Below are 16093 nucleotides of genomic sequence, written 5' to 3'. Positions count from 1 at the left end.
AGCATCCACTTATTATTGTATCAAAAAGATACAATACCTAACAATGACCTATCTCCATAAAACTCTTGCCGTTGCAGCCCTGATCGGTCTGGTCAGCGCCGGATGGCCTGTCCCGCCGGTTGCGCCCGTTCGTGACCTGAATAAGAACGGCAAACTCGATCCGTACGAAGACCCGAAACAGTCGGTTGAAGCGCGGGTATCGGACTTGCTCAAGCAGATGAACGTGGCCGAGAAAGCGGGCATGATGTTCATCAACGGTACGGTCATTAACGACGATGGCACCATCGAGAAAAAACCCGGTGCGCAGGGGCCAGCCGCTATGATGCCGACCGCCATCGAGAACATCACCGAGCGCCACATGACGCATTTTAACCTCTGGGCGGTTCCGGGTACGCGCGCCTTCGCCACGGGCACCAATGCAATTCAGAAACTGGCCGAAAGCTCGCGTCTGGGTATTCCCGTAACGATCGCGTCGGACCCACGTCATTACTTCAGCAGTTCCATCTTCGGTATGGCGGCAGACGGGTTTTCGCAGTGGCCGGAGCAGTTGGGTTTTGCCGCCATAGGTGACGTGAAGCTCATGCAGCAGTTCGGCGATATTGCCCGTCAGGAATACCTGGCCGTTGGCATTCGGGAGGCCCTGCACCCCATGGCCGACCTCGCCACCGAACCCCGCTGGGCGCGGGTGAGCGGTACGTTTGGTGAGGACGCCAGGCTGTCGGCAAAGCTGGTTGAAGCCTACGTGCGTGGCTACCAGGGACCAACGCTCGGCCCCGCCAGCGTAGCCTGTATGACGAAACACTTCTCGGGTGGTGGTCCGCAGAAAGAAGGACTCGACCCGCACTTTGAATTTCAGAAAGGGCAGGTTTATCCGGGCAAGAACTTTAACTATCACCTGATTCCCTTCGAAGCTGCCTTTGCTGCCAAAACGGCCGCCATCATGCCTTATTACGGTATTCCTACCGACCAGACGAGCGAAAACGTAGCCTTTTCCTTTAACAAAGACATCATTACCCGGCTTCTGCGCGATAAGTACAAGTTCGACGGTGTGGTCTGCACCGACTGGGGCCTTATTACCGATACGAAGATGGGACCAGCGGTCTGGCTGGCCCGTGCCTGGGGCGTTGAGAACCTGAGTCGCGAAGAGCGTGTACTCAAAGCCATTCAGGCGGGCGTCGACCAGTTTGGGGGCGAAAATTGCCCGGAGCTGGTGGTCAAGCTGGTGAACGACGGTAAGCTATCCGAAGCCAGGATCGATCAGTCGGTTCGACGGTTACTGCGGCAGAAATTTGCCCTTGGTCTGTTCGACAACCCGTATGTCGACGTGGAGAAAGCGACGCAGCTGGTGGGCAAACCTGCCTTCCGGCAGGCTGGCGAAGCCGCACAGCGCCGGTCAATGACGCTGCTCAAGAACGACGCCAAAACCCTGCCGCTGGCGATGGGCAAACTAAAGATCTACTTGAAAAATGTAGATCCTACCGTGGCAGCTGCTTACGGAAGCGTTGTGGAGAAACCCGAAGAAGCCGACATTGCTATTGTCCGGCTCAAGACGCCCTGGGTACCCGTTGAGACCCAGAATCCAATGGCCAGAGGCTTCCACCATGGCGACCTTGACTTCAAAGGCAAAGAGAAAGAGGAAATTCTGACTCTGCTCAAAACTGTCCCTACCATCGTCGATATCTACCTCGACCGTCCGGCGGTGATACCCGAAATCAGCGTCGGTGCGAAGGGGTTGCTGGCCAACTATGGTGCCAGCGATGCCGCCGTACTGGATGTTATTTTCGGCAAAGCCAGGCCTGAAGGTAACCTTCCGTTCGAGTTACCTTCGTCGATGGAGGCCGTTCGGAACCAGAAAGAAGACGTACCCTACGATTCGAAAGATCCCCTCTACAAATTTGGTTACGGACTGCGCTATCCGGCAGCTCTGAATTAATGGCAAAACATGAGTCATCCCGTATTTTAACGAATCGTTAAAATACGGGATGACCTTACCCAAAAAGTAGCCTGGTTCCGGCACATCTGCGGGGGCGTGGCGTCAGGTCAAGGGACTTATTGTATGTGTAGATCTCCAGCATTGGTCAGGTAGCCCAGTAAGGGCGACCTGTCACTAGTTGGTAGCGCTCCTATCTTGTCTGAAGCGCCGTAGGTGCGACCTAACTGAACTGGATTAGGTCGCACCTACGGCGCTCTACAGGCTAGCCTTCGTTTCTTTCCTATTCACAGGTCGCCCCTACAGGGCTTTTCTATAAAAAAAAGCGTAGGTCAAGGTACCTCACACCACGCACAATACCTTTTTTTTCATACTGGACCTTAAAAAGATAGCGACTTTTAAAATTCGGGGTAACTCATGTTTCTCGACCAAAGGAAAGCAGAGTGGCTTATGAGTTCGGCGGGAACCGTACCTTTGCAGGATAGCCGGTTTCCTAACCGGCCCGACAAGCAACACGAATCCAATGGAGAATACCGATAAACCGAAGCGGCAGCGTGGTCAGCGCACCAGCACTACCTTACCCGTGTCAGAATCCGCTCAGCTGATGGCATTTCTGATCGAGCATCTGCCGCACAAAAACCGGAACAACATCAAATCGTTACTGAGCAATAAACAAGTCCTGATCGACGGTAAGGTTTATACGCAGTTCAACCATCCCTTACAGCCGGGGCAGGTAGTAACGGTGGCCGCTAACCGCGCCCCTGAAACCAGCCAGTATCGCGGCCTGACTATTCTGTTCGAAGACCAGTTCCTGATCGTTATCAATAAACAGTCGGGTTTGCTGTCGATGGCAACCAATAAGGAACGGGATCGCACGGCCTACGGTATCCTGAGCGACTATGTCAAGAAGGAAAACCCAAAAAACAAAATATTCATCATTCACCGGCTCGACCGTGAGACGTCGGGGGTGATGATGTTTGCCCGGAGTGAGAAAGTTCAGCGGCTCATGCAGGAATCGTGGAACGACACCACCAAGCAGCGGACGTATGTAGCCCTGGTAGAAGGCACACCCGACCCACCGGCGGGCACCGTTTCTTCCTACCTGCGCGAGAGCAAAGCCCTGATCGTGTATTCAAGCCAAAACCCTGAAAATGGACAGCTTTCGGTCACAAACTACAACGTTATAAAGGCCAATGAGTATTTTGCCCTGCTGGAACTGGAGTTGGAAACGGGACGCAAAAACCAGATTCGGGTACACATGCAGGACATTGCCCATCCTATCGTGGGCGACTCCAAGTATGGCGCTACGTCGAACCCAATCGGGCGGCTAGGGTTGCACGCCGAGCGGCTGGCCTTCGAACACCCGATCACGGGCGAACAGATGCAGTTTGACGCCCCCATGCCAAAGTCGTTTCTGGCCCTGATGAAAGAGCGCCAGGAGGAGTAGCAGGGCCAACGCTACTTCCCTGAGCTATTTTCAGGAGCGGCATTACCCGGACGGATCAGGGGTTATACTAGTTTACCGGCCAGCACGCCGTGAACGTTGCCCCTTTGCCAGGGTGCCCATCAGCGATGATCGTGCCCTTATGGCTTTCCATGATTCGCTGGCAGATGGCCAGACCAATGCCCGTACCTGAATATTCATTACGGCCATGTAGTCGCTGGAACAATTCGAAGATTTTCCGACTGTAGGCTGTATCGAAGCCGATGCCATTATCGGCCACCGTTAATTTGTGGTACCGCCCCGATGGTATTGAAAAAGAGTCTATTCCAGTTTCGCCGACTATTTCTTCGTACGTCAGGCGGATAATAAGCGGCCGATCGGGTTGGGCATATTTTAGGGCGTTACCAACCAGATTATGCATCAGCTGCCGGAACATGAACTCAATAACGGGGACTGTTGGCAGGGGCGCTACATCAAATGTAGCTCCTGTGCTGATGATCGCATCCTGATGCTCGTCTTTGACCTGGTTGAACAGTACTTCCAGATCAACCGGCTGACGCAGCTCATTACCGGTTTCGGTTTGCGAATAGGCAATAAGGTCTTTGATCAATCGCTGCATTCGCTCGGTAGCGGCTATAGATCGTCGGAAATAATCCTGTCCCTGATCCGACAGTTGGTCAGCTTCCAGTTCCAGGATAAGGCTGTTAAACGTGTAAATCTTGCGAAGTGGTTCCTGTAGATCGTGGCTGGCTACGTAGGAGAAAGACTTTAAGGCGCTATTCCGCATTTCCAGCTCCCGGTTCTTTTCCTCCAGTTGCCGGTTCAGCGTTGCCAGGTTCATTTCCTGTTGTTTGTACTTGGTTACGTTCATATCGATACCAAATACGCCGATTGCCTCTGCCCGCTCGTTACGGATTATTTTACCAACGGAATGGATAAAAATCTCCCCTCCTGCCTTGTCGAAACGTCGGTATTCCATCTCCACATCTTCGCCCGATAGCGCTTTGGAAATGGCGTGCTGGAGTATAGGCAAATCATCGAGGTGGGTCGACTGAGCCACGCTATCCAGGTCTACATCGATTTCGCCGGGTTCGTAGCCCCAGAAGGAATACATCTCGGGGCTCCACAGAATCGTTGTATCGCCGAAGTACCACTCCCAGCTAGCCATTCCGGCCATGCGCTGGGCCTGACTAAACTGAGCCTCGCGTAGGAGTAGCCGATCCCGGATCGATCGATCGTCCCTATCGATGGACACCACAGTACGAAGCGAACTTTCTACCGAATCGATTATCAACGGGCTGTTGGGCGGTATACGATTCATAACGGCAGGCAGTGTAGGAGTAGGCAACTGGAGACTACCAGCAAATGTATGTCGATCACTACCTATTTAACATAATTTCTACACTATTAGTCGGTTAAGTAGCTTTATTTCTATTAAAACTTCCTCTACCAAACCGAATCGGACTGGTAAATTGAGGCAGCAGGCGACGCCCTGACTATTGAAACCGGTATTTCTTCATCAAAAAAGTCCTGCTTCCAGTAGAGAGCAGGACTTTCTGACTTCAATGCGAATTTCTGATCAATACTTTCGTATCAGCGAATCAGGCAGCGATCGCACATCCAGCCCCGTCGCTTTAAGCAGGCTGGCCCGGTTGTTCTGCCCATCTACATAAGCCGGATTTACAATCATCGACTGGTTATAGTAATACGACGCCAGTTCAAGCTTCTGGCGGTTGTTTTCAGCCAGGCCTTCGCCCTGGTAGATCACGCCAAGGTTGTTATAGGCTGGTGCGTAGGCTGACGCGGCCCGAATCGTTTGCTTATAGTAGTATTTAGCCGAGTCGACGTTGGGCGTGATTTTTTGGAACACATAAGCCATGGAGAAATAAGCTTCGCCGAAATTCGGGTAGATGCGCGTCGACTCCTGTAAATGGTCGAGCGCCCAGCGCCCGTGTTTGTTGGCATGAGCAAGGCTACTATCGATCAGAATCTGACCTTTCTTCACCTGCTCTACAGACGGTTTTGGCTTGATCAAATTAACCGCGTTAGCGATCGAATCGGCCCGGGTCCGGTCTTTCAAGCCTTTTTCGATCCACTCGTTGGCTACATGGCGCTGCACCTGACAGCTATTGGGGGCATGGGGCAGCGCCGAGTTGAACAGCACGAAGTTATTCTCCCAATCACGGTTACGTTCTACCGTTTTGAAGGAATACAAACCGGTAACAACAGCCATCAGACCTAACAGCGGTGCATACCGAACCAGCATCGGTTTGGTATCCGCATTGGCTTGAGCGCGCACCAACAGCCGCTGTAGCGCCCAGATCAATACGAAACCGAAGCCCATAACAGCCGCATAGGTGAAGCGTTCGGCCAGGATACCGCCCCGGAACCAGATAAAGCCCAGCCCTGGTGCCATCGTTACAAAGAACCAGAACAGACCAAATCCCCATAGTGTACGTTTCACGAACCCTTTCCAGCTTAGCCAGATCATAGCCAACAGCCCGAAAAAGCCCGTCCATGTCAGCAAGTCTCCTTTGCTACCCGACGGAATCACGTTGTAGGAGTAGTCATACACCAACGGGTGAGGCAACACAAGCAGCCGTATGTAGTAGGTCAGAAATTTGAACATCGTCGACTTCTGCGTCTTTTCGATGGCATAAGGGTAGTTGGCCCAGTCAACAGGCGGGTTGCCGCTCAGGGTACCAATCATTACCTTCTTCTGGTAGAAAAACAGGGCGGCTACGATTAGAAATGGCCACAGACTGATGAGCGACTGCCAGACATTCTGACGGGCAAACCAGTACTGCATCGCTGGAATCAGTGCCAGGCTTACAATCGACGACTCTTTGGAGAGAAACGCCAGGTAGAGGGACAGACACGCGCCAATGGTCCAACCTACCTGCTTCGTCTCCAGATAGCGCCAGTAGGACAAGAGCATTAGGCTGATAAACAGGAAACTTAAGATCTCATCGCGTCCCTTGATGTTAGCGACAATTTCGGTATGAAGCGGGTGCGCTATGAATACCAGCCCTATCAGGAAAGCTGGAATAGTTTGTTTATAGAGCCATTTCTGCAAGAGAACACCAATGACCAAACCCGTCAGGCCATAGAGGCCAGCGTTAATCATATGACTGATGTGGGGACTGTCTTTGAAGTACTCCTGCTCAAGAGCAAATGTAATTAGGGACAAAGGCCGGTAATAACCCAGCGAGATATTGCTGAAGTGCCAGAACTCCGTTCGGAGCAGGTCTGGAATTCCCGCAATCCCTTTTTTCACAAATAGGTTTTGACCAATAGCTGCGATATCGTCAAGCGCATACTGGTGACCAAACGTATTGATGTAGAGCAGAGACCCAAGTAAGGCCAGTACTAACGGTGGCCACCACAGCACCGGACGCGCTTCAATGGGCAGATCGGGGCTGGTGGATGGCGTTGAGGTCGAACGCGGAGATGGATCGGTAGCCCGGACCGGGATTGACCGACCGGAACCACTGGCAGGCATTGTCGTTGGCTTGGGAGCTACCGGGCGAACAGGTCTTTCGTTGGATTGCCTTTCCTGACCGGGCTTATCATAACCTGAACCGGTGGGTTGCTTTTTTTTAGCCATAACAGCAGATAACTCGTCTTTTTTAGGTCAATTTTGCAAATACTCGGCTGAATCACTCGACTAAGTAGTGCAGTTACGTTTGTGCGTTGTAAAGTTCACTAAGAATGTCAGCAAAATCAATTATACTACGGCATCGGTTGAAATCTATTGTTTACTCGGTTAGTCTGTGCGTTTGGCTGGTAGGCTGCTTGCCGGCTAACGTCCCAAAATCGACTGGCAACGGATCGACACTCCCCACCCGCGACGATAACCTCACGCTGGGTAATCCGAGCGGTGCTTCTGTCAGCGACCCGGAGAATTACCTGATGACCAAGCCGCAGTATGCACTATCGTATAGTCGCAGCCGGGGTATTGCCAACTGGGCCAGCTGGCACTTGAGTACAGCCTGGAAAGGGGACAGCCCCCGTAAGGATGCCTTTCGGCCCGATCCGGCCTTACCCGAAGGCTGGTATGCCGCCAGGCCATCCGATTATACCAACACTGGATTTGACCGGGGGCACCTTTGCCCGTCAGACGACCGGGACGGAACGCCCGACGACAACCTGGCTACGTTTTTACTAACCAACATCGTGCCACAAGCTCCACGACACAACCGGGAAGTCTGGAAATATTTGGAAGAATATGAACGACAGCTCACCACAACGGGCAACGAAGTCTATGTTATTGCCGGAACGCACGGCACAGGCGGCATTGGCCAGAATGGATCGGCCACAACGCTGGCGGGCGGAAAAATAACTGTTCCGGCTACCCTCTGGAAAATCATCGTAGTACTGCCAACAGGATCTGACGATGCCGCCCGCATATCGACCGATACGCGCATCATAGCGGTTGCCATCCCCAACAATCAATCAGCAGCCGATAAACCCTGGAAAGCGTACATCACCACAGTTGATGCCTTGGAAAACCTAACTGGCTACGACTTCCTGTCGAATGTAGCAACCGATGTACAGCGCCTTATCGAAGCCCGCATCGACGGGGGCAACAGTTGAACTACCCCAATTTAGTTGATTACATAGCCAGTTGCAGATCAGTCGATCTGACGGGAATACGCTCCGTTCGCCGACGCAGCACGGCAATTGCCTCGTCTGTATCGGCGAAGGCCTTATTGACATTGACCATATGGCTGGCCAATTTTTCGTACCGTTTGTTCATGAGCAGGTAGAAAACCTGCAAGAAGTCCAGTCCATCGAATATGATTGCCTGATTCTGCGCATATTTATCGATGGTCTTCAGGAAAAAGGTTGGGTGCTCTGTCCAGTGCATGGCCGGGCGAACGTGGTGGCTGATGTGGTAGCCATCATTCCAGCACTTTTTGTTGTACTTGACATTAATACAGGTGATGCTGTTTTTGTAGGCGTTACCAGGATCTTCGCTATCTACGAAAGCATGTTGTGTCCAGTTGCCGAGCATAGCAACGAGCCGGTAGACAACCAGCGGTAACAGAAATACCAGCACGGTGGCGGGCCAGTTCACGAAGAGAAGAACGACACAGATAATGCCAAACGAAATTTCACCAATAAGTGCCCGCTGAGCCAGCTTAGGCCGGTTCTTCCACCGCAGGTATGTCAGTAGATCGTGGACGCCACGCACGAAGAACTGCCCGAAATAGGCCAGAAAACTTCGCAAGCTATCACGCTGAAACGTCATCGTGCTGCTCTCGTCATCTTCAAGATTATTTTCGGGATGGTGCATCCCAATATGGTGGCTGTAGTAGGTTTCGGGCGTATGACCGAAAAACGGAGCCAGTACCCAGGGCAGGTAGTTATTCATCCAGGCATATTCCGGCTTAAAAAACGGCCGGTGGCTCGTACAGTGCAGCATGAGACCGAAAGGGCCTTTGAACACGAATGTGCTGACGAATAGATGAGCAGCGGCCACGGCCCACCATACGGCACCCGTTATGAAAGGCATAAACAGCAACACACTGAGCGGAATCAAAACCAGCGTGATACGAATAGACAGGTAGACAAATGGTAAATCGCGCTCATCTTTGATAAATTTTAGAAAAAATTGATCCAGACGACTATACGTACGAGCCGTAAAAACAGGATCGTGAATGGTTCCCAATGCCTTCATGTAGTGGTTCAATAATTATAAGGTTAAGCAAAAAAGGGTTTGGACAGTACCGATTGTGTAGAGAAGACAACCGGTACTGTCCAAACCCTTTTACCAGTAACGAACAGAAACGGATCAGATTGAGCTTCCTTCTGCCAAAATACAAATTATTTTTTTGCCACCGCGTGTCCGCCAAACTCATTACGCAAGGCTGCTACTACTTTACCCGTGAAGGTATCGTCCTGTAGGGAACGATACCGCATGATAAGCGATAGTGCAATAACGGGTGTTGGTACACCCAGGTCGAGCGCCGTTTCGAGCGTCCATTTACCTTCGCCCGATGAAAACATGCGTCCCTGAATTTCATCCAGATTGGCGTCTTTCTTAAAGGCATTTTCGGTTAGTTCCATCAACCAGCCGCGAATGACAGAGCCGTTACTCCACATACGGGCTACCGCTTCGTAGTCGAACGGAAACTGACTTTTGCTTAGTACTTCGAAACCCTCGGCAATGGATTGCATCATACCGTACTCGATTCCGTTGTGGACCATTTTGGTAAAGTGCCCACTTCCGCCAGGACCAGTATAGAGGTAGCCATTTTCAACCGAGATATCATTGAACACCGCATGTAGTGGTTCAATCACGTCAGCATCGCCCCCAACCATGGTGCAGGCCCCGTTCAGGGCACCACTAATACCACCACTGGTACCGCAATCCAGGAAGCCAATACCTTTCTCTTTCAGGTAGGTATGACGCCGGATGGAGTCCTGGAAATGTGAGTTTCCTCCATCAATCACAACGTCGCCGGGTTGCATCATAGCCAACAGCTGCTCAATGACATTATCAATGAGCGGACCCGCCGGGATCATAAGCCATAAGACGCGCTTCTCAGGCAGCTTATCGTAGAGATCCTGTAAGGACGTAACCCCTGTTGCACCCGTCTCGCGGACAGCGTTGACCAGTTCCTCATTAATATCGTAGCCAACAACTGTGTGGCCGTGACGGACTAAGTTACCGACGAGATTAAACCCCATCTTTCCTAAGCCAATGAATCCAATATGCATAACGATCAATGATTTGAGGGGTCAAATTGGCGATTTTTTCCCAACCCGCCCGCTGTTATCTAGATTTTAATCACATAATCATTAACTGATTTCTCCAGCCTTTGTGTACCAACAGGCCTATAATCTGCCATTATTATTGTCATTGACGCACGTATAAACCGGCTCTCTACTTATTCTATAATATAAATTAAGCGATATAGTTTATACAAAAAATTTAATTATTTAAATTTTTTATGCGTTTTGTTTTATTTATTTTCATATAAAGGACTTTGTTACCCTCAGGAACGCTATTTTTGGCTAACCACTTTAATTTCCCCTGTAACCTAACTTAACTCATCCTATGCGATCTATTTTGGTATCCACTCTATCTATCCTCTTCTGTCTACTCACTCAAGTGGTAGTAGCACAGCAAACCGCTGCCGATTTTTTCAATGAAGGAATTACGAAAAGCAATGCAAAGAACTTTTCTGGTGCTTCACAGTCATTTACGGCTGCCATTATTTTGAATCCTGAAAACGCGCCGAGTTATTATAACCGGGCGTTGGCTAAAATAAGTCTGAACGATATTCAGGGAGCCAATGCGGACCTTGACCAGGCAATAGAGCTGAACAGCGCCGATGCCAATTCATACTTATACCGGGGACTCAACCGAACAAAGCAAGAAGATTTCCGGGGTGCCATGCAGGATTTCAACCGCGCGATCGAACTGAGTCCCAACGACGCAGCCTTATTTTATCAGCGCGGCTTATGCCGGCTACAAATCAACTATATGAGCAGCGCTTTACTCGATTTCAACAAGGCTGCTTCGCTCGACCCGGCCGACGTAAATATTCTGACAGCACGGGGCAACTGTAAAACGCAACTGGCCGATTACAAAGGCGCTCTAGCCGATTTCACGTTAGCCCTGGAGAAAGCTCCAGCCAGGACAGTGGCACTGGCTGGCCGGGGTTATGCCCGCTTCAAACTGGAAGACTATAAAAATGCGGTAGTCGATTTTAACCGCGCGATCGAGTTGAATAAGGAAGACCCGGAACTGTACTACCGGCGTGGCCTGGTACGGACTCGAATTGGTGACTACGAAAATGCCGTGGCCGACTTCGACAAAACAGTGCTGCTGAACCCAACACATTTCAAAGCCCTGTTTAGTCGCGGTTTTTGCCGCAGTCGGCTGGGAAGTACCAAACAGGCCATTACCGACATCGACAAGTCTATTGACATCGGCCCCGTTGTCAATCACAACCAGACTAAAGCCTATTACAGCGAATTTATTACAACTAGCACGTTACCGCTATTGAATGCCGTTGTGCAGGAGCGTTATAAAATGACCGAGCTGACCGATGAACGCTCTGAAGCATTTCTTATCCGGGGTATCCTGAAAAACACATCCGGCGAGGGAAAAGCGTCTATTCAGGATCTGAACCGGGCTGTTGAACTGAACCCTGTCAACGCCGAAGCCTATTTCATCCGGGCAACGATCCGCTCGTCGCTTGGCGATCAAAAAGGATCGCTCATCGACTGCAACAGCACTATTAAACTGAATCCCCGCCATGCCGAAGCGTACTACCTCCGGGGCGTCATACGCTATGATTCAGGCGACGAGCCAAATGCCTGTGCCGATCTGAGCCGGGCGGGTGAACTAGGCTACGTACAGGCCTACAAGATTATCGGCGCAAAATGTAATGGACAGCGGCCAACAGCAATGAGGTGAAATCAGGGGGTGGGTAGTCGGTAAGTCGATGAGTCGATGAGTCGATGAGTCGGTAAGTGGCTGACGCTTGTATAGTAAACAGGCGTCAGCTACTTACGACTTGCCGACTTATGACTTATGACTTATGACTTATGACTTTATGACCTACGACCTTATGGACTTATCGACTAACTCTCCAACTACTTTCGTTACTCCCCAGGCCAGGCCAATACCGATGAGCGTTCCTACTGTATCAGCCAGGGCGTCATACAGGTCAAACGAGCGATTTAAAGGCATGATTCCCTGCCAGACTTCGATTAGCAAGCCGTAGGCAACACCTGCCAGTAGTACTTTCCATACGCTGTAGCCCAGCTGCCGCCAGAGAAAGCCAAAAAGCATAAATATGCTTACGTGCATCAGCTTGTCTTTACCGGTGAATGCGTGTGGTAAGCCATCACCCGGTATGGAGCACCCGATAAATATAGCCACCGTCCAACCGATGGCTGCATAATAGAGCAGCTTTCTGCGATTCGTTATAATGAAATTCACTGCTTGAGTTGATTTACTGTCAAAAGGAGAAAGAAGAAAGTCAGGCTACTCAGGTAGACAATATTTCGGGAATCGATAAGCCCTCTGCCCAGCGCACGATATTGCTCATCCAGCGCAAAATAAGATAGATAATAAGCCAGACTACCCGGAGCGAACAGCCCGGCCAGCGCACTGAGGCCAACATAAAACAAAAAGCAGAAGAATACGCCCAACACAAACGCGACGACCTGATTGTCGTTGAGTGACGACGCCCACAAGCCAATGGCAACAAATACGCCCGCCAGTAGAATAAGCCCTATATACGATCCAAATACACTAGCCGAATCGATATTGCCAACTGGTGAGCCAAGCTGATACAGGGTCAGGTAATAAAGCAGCGTTGGGAACAGCGTCAGGATCACCAGCAGCCAACTGGCGCTAAACTTACCTGTTACCACGCCCCACCGGCTAACGGGCTTGGTCAACAACCACTCCATCGTTCCCATCCGGACCTCATCGGCAATGGATCGCATGGTAATAGCGGGTACCAGAAACAGCATGACGTAGGGCGTCAGGGTGAAAAATGACCCCATATCGGCATACCCCGCATCCAGCACGCTCGTATCGGGAAATACCCACAATAGTAAGCCCACCGCCGTCAGGAACACGCCCATGATAATATAGGCAATGGACGACGAGAAAAATTGGTTTATTTCTTTGCGGAAGATAGCCAGCATAGGGAACGGAGAGAAGATGCCGCGTGCGAACTACTCGAACGGATTCGCTTTGTTTCGGCGGAGAATAGCGGCAATGATCAGCGAGAACACAACCCCAATCAGGATAGTACCGAAGATCCCGACAATAAACTGTAGCCCCGGACTTTGGAACGTCTGCGATATTTCGAGCGCCTGATCGATCTGTTCATCACTTAGCTTGCCCTGATCCTCTAACTGCTCGCGCATCTGCTCCATCATCCGTTCCTGCATACCGGGATCGATAAATGTACTGTACAATACCGTATACGCAGAAGAGATGATACCGGCCACAGCCGACAGCAGCGCACCAAGTCCTACGCCTTCGCCAAAAGTAAGGTAGTCGCCGTTGAGGGTACGGTACTCGCGCATGCCCAACACCAGGCCAACCACAATAATGACGTAGATAACAATGGTAAGGAGGCCATTGGTCATTTGACCAAGGGTGTACAGCAGCGTCGAGTAAACGACTAGCGCCAGACCGGTAATCACACCCCACTTCAGGGCAACACGGGCAGTAGAGATTTGATCGTTCATTTGAGGTTTAGTTTAGGGGTTAAGGACGCCATAATCCTGCTTGCGGAATATCAGGGATATAATCAATACGGGCAGCACGGCAAGAGCAGTCTTCTTGGTCAGTTCGTCGGGCAGTAACACAGCCGGTTGCATGGTACTTACTTTTGCCCACTGCTCATTGAATGTCTCCGGCCCAAACTGATCGACGAGTTGTTTCTTGCCTTCCAGCAGTAATTTCTTTGAGTTTACGACATATTCGGCAAAAACAGCCGGATCGACCTGCGTTACAAACAGATAAACGAGCCAGCCGGTCACCAGCGCAGCCACCGTGTTCAACACATAGCCGATCGTCAGGCCTTCCCACAGGTGCATGCGTCCCTGACCAATTTTCTTCCGGTAATACCAAACGGTGGCAATGATCATAATGATATGAATACCGTAGTCAAGCACCCGAATGTTTCCCAGGGCGGGTACGCCAAGGGCATACAGGCCCAGAAAATACAGGAAGCACAATACGCCCGTTGCCAGTCCGGCAAGGAGCGGGAACTTTAACAGCGGGTGGTTGAAGTAAGCAAGGATAGTATTCATACGGCAGGGATAAACTGGCCCTGATGCACCGTTCCGACAATGCGGCCGGTGAGCGTCTGGCCCAGGAACGGTGAATTTTTTGACTTCGATAAGGTTCGCTCGAACGTCCATGTCCCGGTCGGATCGAAGAGCGTCAGGCTGGCCACCTGTCCTTCGGCTACCGACGCAGCCGGAAGCCGAAGAATATAACGGGGACGTGTGGTAAGTTTATCCACGACCTGCGACAGCGACAACCCCCGATTGTTCGACACAACCGCCGAAAATAACGTTTCCAGGCCGGTCATGCCAAACTCAGCCTGATCGAATTCCAGGTTCTTGCTTTCGGCATCCTGGGGCGTGTGGTCAGAAACAATAGCGTCGATGGTGCCATTGGCCAGTCCTGCCCATAAAGCGGCTACATCCTGGGGCGAACGAAACGGTGGGTTCACTTTGAGGTTTGTGTCGAAGTCTGCCATAGCCGAATCGTCGAACACCAGTTGGTGAGCTGCCACGTCGCAACTTACGGGCAGGCCCTGGGCCTTGGCCATCCTGATCAACTCGACCGACCGAGCCGTGGAAATAGTCGAGAAATGAAGAACAGGCAGGGAAGGCGGGTTCGACTCATCCGCTTTTTCCACTCCACTCTCTTTTCTTTTCCCTAAAACGTAGTCCAGCAACCGCAGGTCGCGCTCAACGATCAGCTCTTCGGCGATGGCGGGAATTCCTTTCAGGCCCAGCAGTGTACTCTGAACGCCTTCGTGCATCTGCCCGAAACGGGTTAGCAGCGCTTCCTCCGGACGATTCATCAGCAGGCCATTGATGGGTTGCAGGTATTGCAGCGTTTTCAGCAGCAGGTCGGGATTCTGTAGCGGATGATGCCCGTCCGAAAATGCTACCGCTCCCGCATGATGCAGGTCGAGCATATCGGTAAAATCGTCCCCGGCGGCCTTCCGGGTTATGGCTGCCACCACATGAACGTGTACGGGTTGCCCCTCTCCCAGCCGACGAACGTAGCCCAGCGTATCCTTGGTGTCCACAACGGGGTAAGTATTGGGCAACACGGCGATATCGGTGAAGCCACCAGCCGCAGCCGCCCGGCACACACTGGCCAGGTCTTCTTTATGCTCGAAGCCGGGATCCTGCGCCAGCACACGCATGTCTACCCAACCGGGTGATACGTGCAGATTGTGGCCGTCAATGACGCGGGTGGTTTCACCAGCGACCAAATCGGTACCCATCTGGCGGATCAGGCCATTGTCAATAAGGAGATCACACAGTTGCCCGTCGAACGACGAAGCAGCGTCAACAACGCGGGCGGAACGAATCAGAATTTGCATGGCCTTGCCCTTGGTGCCTGTTTAGGGTGAGGGGTTGGTAGAAGAGGTTAATTCGTAAAAAAAGGCTCCACGGGCGAATTGCCTGCCGGAGCCTTCTCACGTTTTGTCAGAAAATGAATCAGGCACCAACTAACTCCTGATAGGCTTCGGCCGTCAGCAGTCCATCTTTGTTTCCCGAATCGGTCGGTTTCAGGCGGATAATCCAGCCTTCGCCGTATGGGTCGCTGTTGAGCAGTTCAGGTGACTTTTCGATGGCCGGGTTTAATTCCAGCACTTCACCATCGATGGGCAGAAACAGGTCTGATACTGTTTTTACGGCTTCGACTGAGCCAAACACTTCTCCTTTCGAGAACGACTGACCCGCACTGCTTACGTCCACATAAACAATATCGCCTAGTTCGTGCTGGGCAAAATCAGTGATGCCAACCACGGCTGTACCGTCGGCTTCCATCCGAATCCATTCGTGATCTTGCGTATAACTCAGTTCTGCGGGGAAATTCATTGCGGAGTGCGTAATTTATAGATCGTGCAAAATACGGTAGCCGGGGCCGCATTTGCAAGCCTGTCCCCGCCCGACCCCGCCATCAAACCATTGGTCTTTCTGGT

At 51.5% G+C, this 16093-nt stretch carries 15 protein-coding genes; 5 read left to right on the top strand and 10 right to left on the bottom strand.

Annotation, left to right across the window (positions count from 1 at the left end):
* Positions 1-43: 43 nt before the first annotated feature.
* The 3 genes from FH603_RS17350 to FH603_RS17345 all read left to right on the top strand — a co-directional run bounded on the left by FH603_RS17350 (position 44) and on the right by FH603_RS17345 (position 3377).
* Complete coding sequence (locus FH603_RS17350; protein WP_186738849.1) at positions 44-1933, top strand: glycoside hydrolase family 3 protein; 1890 nt, start codon at positions 44-46, stop codon at positions 1931-1933.
* 414 nt (positions 1934-2347) lie between these two features.
* Entirely contained in the window at positions 2348-2470 is a 123-nt protein-coding gene (locus FH603_RS28960; RefSeq protein ID WP_262891292.1) for a hypothetical protein, read from the top strand.
* The gene (locus tag FH603_RS17345) at positions 2454-3377 is read left to right on the top strand and encodes an RluA family pseudouridine synthase (RefSeq protein WP_186738848.1); all 924 of its coding nucleotides are present in this window, start codon (positions 2454-2456) and stop codon (positions 3375-3377) included. The genes FH603_RS28960 and FH603_RS17345 overlap by 17 nt, the downstream gene beginning before the upstream one ends.
* A gap of 67 nt (positions 3378-3444) precedes the next feature.
* Here the strand turns inward: FH603_RS17345 and FH603_RS17340 are convergent, their stop codons facing one another.
* Together FH603_RS17340 and FH603_RS17335 are read right to left on the bottom strand one after the other, a co-directional pair.
* Positions 3445-4695: a sensor histidine kinase gene (locus tag FH603_RS17340; RefSeq protein WP_186738847.1), complete on the bottom strand. Its 1251-nt coding sequence runs from the start codon at positions 4693-4695 to the stop codon at positions 3445-3447.
* Between the two features lie 258 nt (positions 4696-4953).
* Positions 4954-6981, bottom strand: a complete 2028-nt coding sequence (locus tag FH603_RS17335; RefSeq protein ID WP_235985492.1) for a tetratricopeptide repeat protein — start codon at positions 6979-6981, stop codon at positions 4954-4956.
* A gap of 104 nt (positions 6982-7085) precedes the next feature.
* Between FH603_RS17335 and FH603_RS17330 the strand changes: the two genes are divergently transcribed.
* On the top strand, positions 7086-7970 hold the full coding sequence (locus FH603_RS17330) for a DNA/RNA non-specific endonuclease (protein WP_186738846.1): 885 nt from the start codon (positions 7086-7088) through the stop codon (positions 7968-7970).
* A 19-nt stretch (positions 7971-7989) separates the two neighbouring features.
* Here FH603_RS17330 and FH603_RS17325 read toward each other — a convergent pair whose 3' ends face one another.
* Positions 7990-9057: a fatty acid desaturase family protein gene (locus tag FH603_RS17325; protein ID WP_186738845.1), complete on the bottom strand. Its 1068-nt coding sequence runs from the start codon at positions 9055-9057 to the stop codon at positions 7990-7992.
* A gap of 146 nt (positions 9058-9203) precedes the next feature.
* A complete protein-coding gene (gene gnd, locus FH603_RS17320; RefSeq protein WP_186738844.1) occupies positions 9204-10100 on the bottom strand; it encodes a phosphogluconate dehydrogenase (NAD(+)-dependent, decarboxylating) in 897 nt (298 codons plus the stop codon).
* 340 nt (positions 10101-10440) lie between these two features.
* Here gnd and FH603_RS17315 point away from each other — a divergent pair, with 340 nt between their 5' ends.
* Positions 10441-11808 carry a tetratricopeptide repeat protein gene (locus FH603_RS17315; protein WP_186738843.1) on the top strand — a complete coding sequence of 456 codons (1368 nt, stop codon included), beginning with the start codon at positions 10441-10443 and terminating at the stop codon, positions 11806-11808.
* Positions 11809-11952: 144 nt separating this feature from the next.
* On the opposite strand, the gene FH603_RS17310 is transcribed toward FH603_RS17315, so the two are convergent.
* The 6 genes from FH603_RS17310 to gcvH all read right to left on the bottom strand — a co-directional run bounded on the left by FH603_RS17310 (position 11953) and on the right by gcvH (position 15989).
* A complete protein-coding gene (locus FH603_RS17310; protein WP_317171284.1) occupies positions 11953-12336 on the bottom strand; it encodes a VanZ family protein in 384 nt (127 codons plus the stop codon).
* A complete protein-coding gene (gene gldF / locus FH603_RS17305; protein WP_186738842.1) occupies positions 12333-13052 on the bottom strand; it encodes a gliding motility-associated ABC transporter permease subunit GldF in 720 nt (239 codons plus the stop codon). Before gldF ends, FH603_RS17310 begins: the two co-directional genes overlap by 4 nt.
* A 30-nt stretch (positions 13053-13082) precedes the next feature.
* Positions 13083-13604: a DUF4199 domain-containing protein gene (locus tag FH603_RS17300; protein ID WP_186738841.1), complete on the bottom strand. Its 522-nt coding sequence runs from the start codon at positions 13602-13604 to the stop codon at positions 13083-13085.
* A 12-nt stretch (positions 13605-13616) separates the two neighbouring features.
* Positions 13617-14171: a DUF4199 domain-containing protein gene (locus tag FH603_RS17295; RefSeq protein WP_186738840.1), complete on the bottom strand. Its 555-nt coding sequence runs from the start codon at positions 14169-14171 to the stop codon at positions 13617-13619.
* Entirely contained in the window at positions 14168-15487 is a 1320-nt protein-coding gene (locus FH603_RS17290) for a dihydroorotase (protein ID WP_186738839.1), read from the bottom strand. The genes FH603_RS17295 and FH603_RS17290 overlap by 4 nt, the downstream gene beginning before the upstream one ends.
* A gap of 118 nt (positions 15488-15605) precedes the next feature.
* Positions 15606-15989 carry a glycine cleavage system protein GcvH gene (gene gcvH, locus FH603_RS17285; RefSeq protein ID WP_186738838.1) on the bottom strand — a complete coding sequence of 128 codons (384 nt, stop codon included), beginning with the start codon at positions 15987-15989 and terminating at the stop codon, positions 15606-15608.
* Positions 15990-16093: the final 104 nt, after the last annotated feature.

The sequence above is a fragment of the Spirosoma utsteinense genome (assembly GCF_014282275.1).
GTDB classification, from domain to species: domain Bacteria; phylum Bacteroidota; class Bacteroidia; order Cytophagales; family Spirosomataceae; genus Spirosoma; species Spirosoma utsteinense.
Note: the sequence above shows the minus strand (reverse complement) of the source record. Positions and strands in the feature narration are given on the sequence as shown.

Excerpts from the sequence above, each read along its gene's own strand:
- FH603_RS28960 (WP_262891292.1), top strand. The coding sequence starts at position 2,348 with ATGTTTCTCGACCAAAGGAAAGCAGAGTGGCTTATGAGTTCGGCGGGA.
- FH603_RS17335 (WP_235985492.1), bottom strand. The coding sequence starts at position 6,981 with ATGGCTAAAAAAAAGCAACCCACCGGTTCAGGTTATGATAAGCCCGGT.
- FH603_RS17290 (WP_186738839.1), bottom strand. The coding sequence starts at position 15,487 with ATGCAAATTCTGATTCGTTCCGCCCGCGTTGTTGACGCTGCTTCGTCG.
- FH603_RS17340 (WP_186738847.1), bottom strand. The coding sequence starts at position 4,695 with ATGAATCGTATACCGCCCAACAGCCCGTTGATAATCGATTCGGTAGAA.
- FH603_RS17345 (WP_186738848.1), top strand. The coding sequence starts at position 2,454 with ATGGAGAATACCGATAAACCGAAGCGGCAGCGTGGTCAGCGCACCAGC.
- FH603_RS17300 (WP_186738841.1), bottom strand. The coding sequence starts at position 13,604 with ATGAACGATCAAATCTCTACTGCCCGTGTTGCCCTGAAGTGGGGTGTG.
- gcvH (WP_186738838.1), bottom strand. The coding sequence starts at position 15,989 with ATGAATTTCCCCGCAGAACTGAGTTATACGCAAGATCACGAATGGATT.
- FH603_RS17295 (WP_186738840.1), bottom strand. The coding sequence starts at position 14,171 with ATGAATACTATCCTTGCTTACTTCAACCACCCGCTGTTAAAGTTCCCG.
- FH603_RS17330 (WP_186738846.1), top strand. The coding sequence starts at position 7,086 with ATGTCAGCAAAATCAATTATACTACGGCATCGGTTGAAATCTATTGTT.
- FH603_RS17325 (WP_186738845.1), bottom strand. The coding sequence starts at position 9,057 with ATGAAGGCATTGGGAACCATTCACGATCCTGTTTTTACGGCTCGTACG.
- gnd (WP_186738844.1), bottom strand. The coding sequence starts at position 10,100 with ATGCATATTGGATTCATTGGCTTAGGAAAGATGGGGTTTAATCTCGTC.
- FH603_RS17350 (WP_186738849.1), top strand. The coding sequence starts at position 44 with ATGACCTATCTCCATAAAACTCTTGCCGTTGCAGCCCTGATCGGTCTG.
- gldF (WP_186738842.1), bottom strand. The coding sequence starts at position 13,052 with ATGCTGGCTATCTTCCGCAAAGAAATAAACCAATTTTTCTCGTCGTCC.
- FH603_RS17315 (WP_186738843.1), top strand. The coding sequence starts at position 10,441 with ATGCGATCTATTTTGGTATCCACTCTATCTATCCTCTTCTGTCTACTC.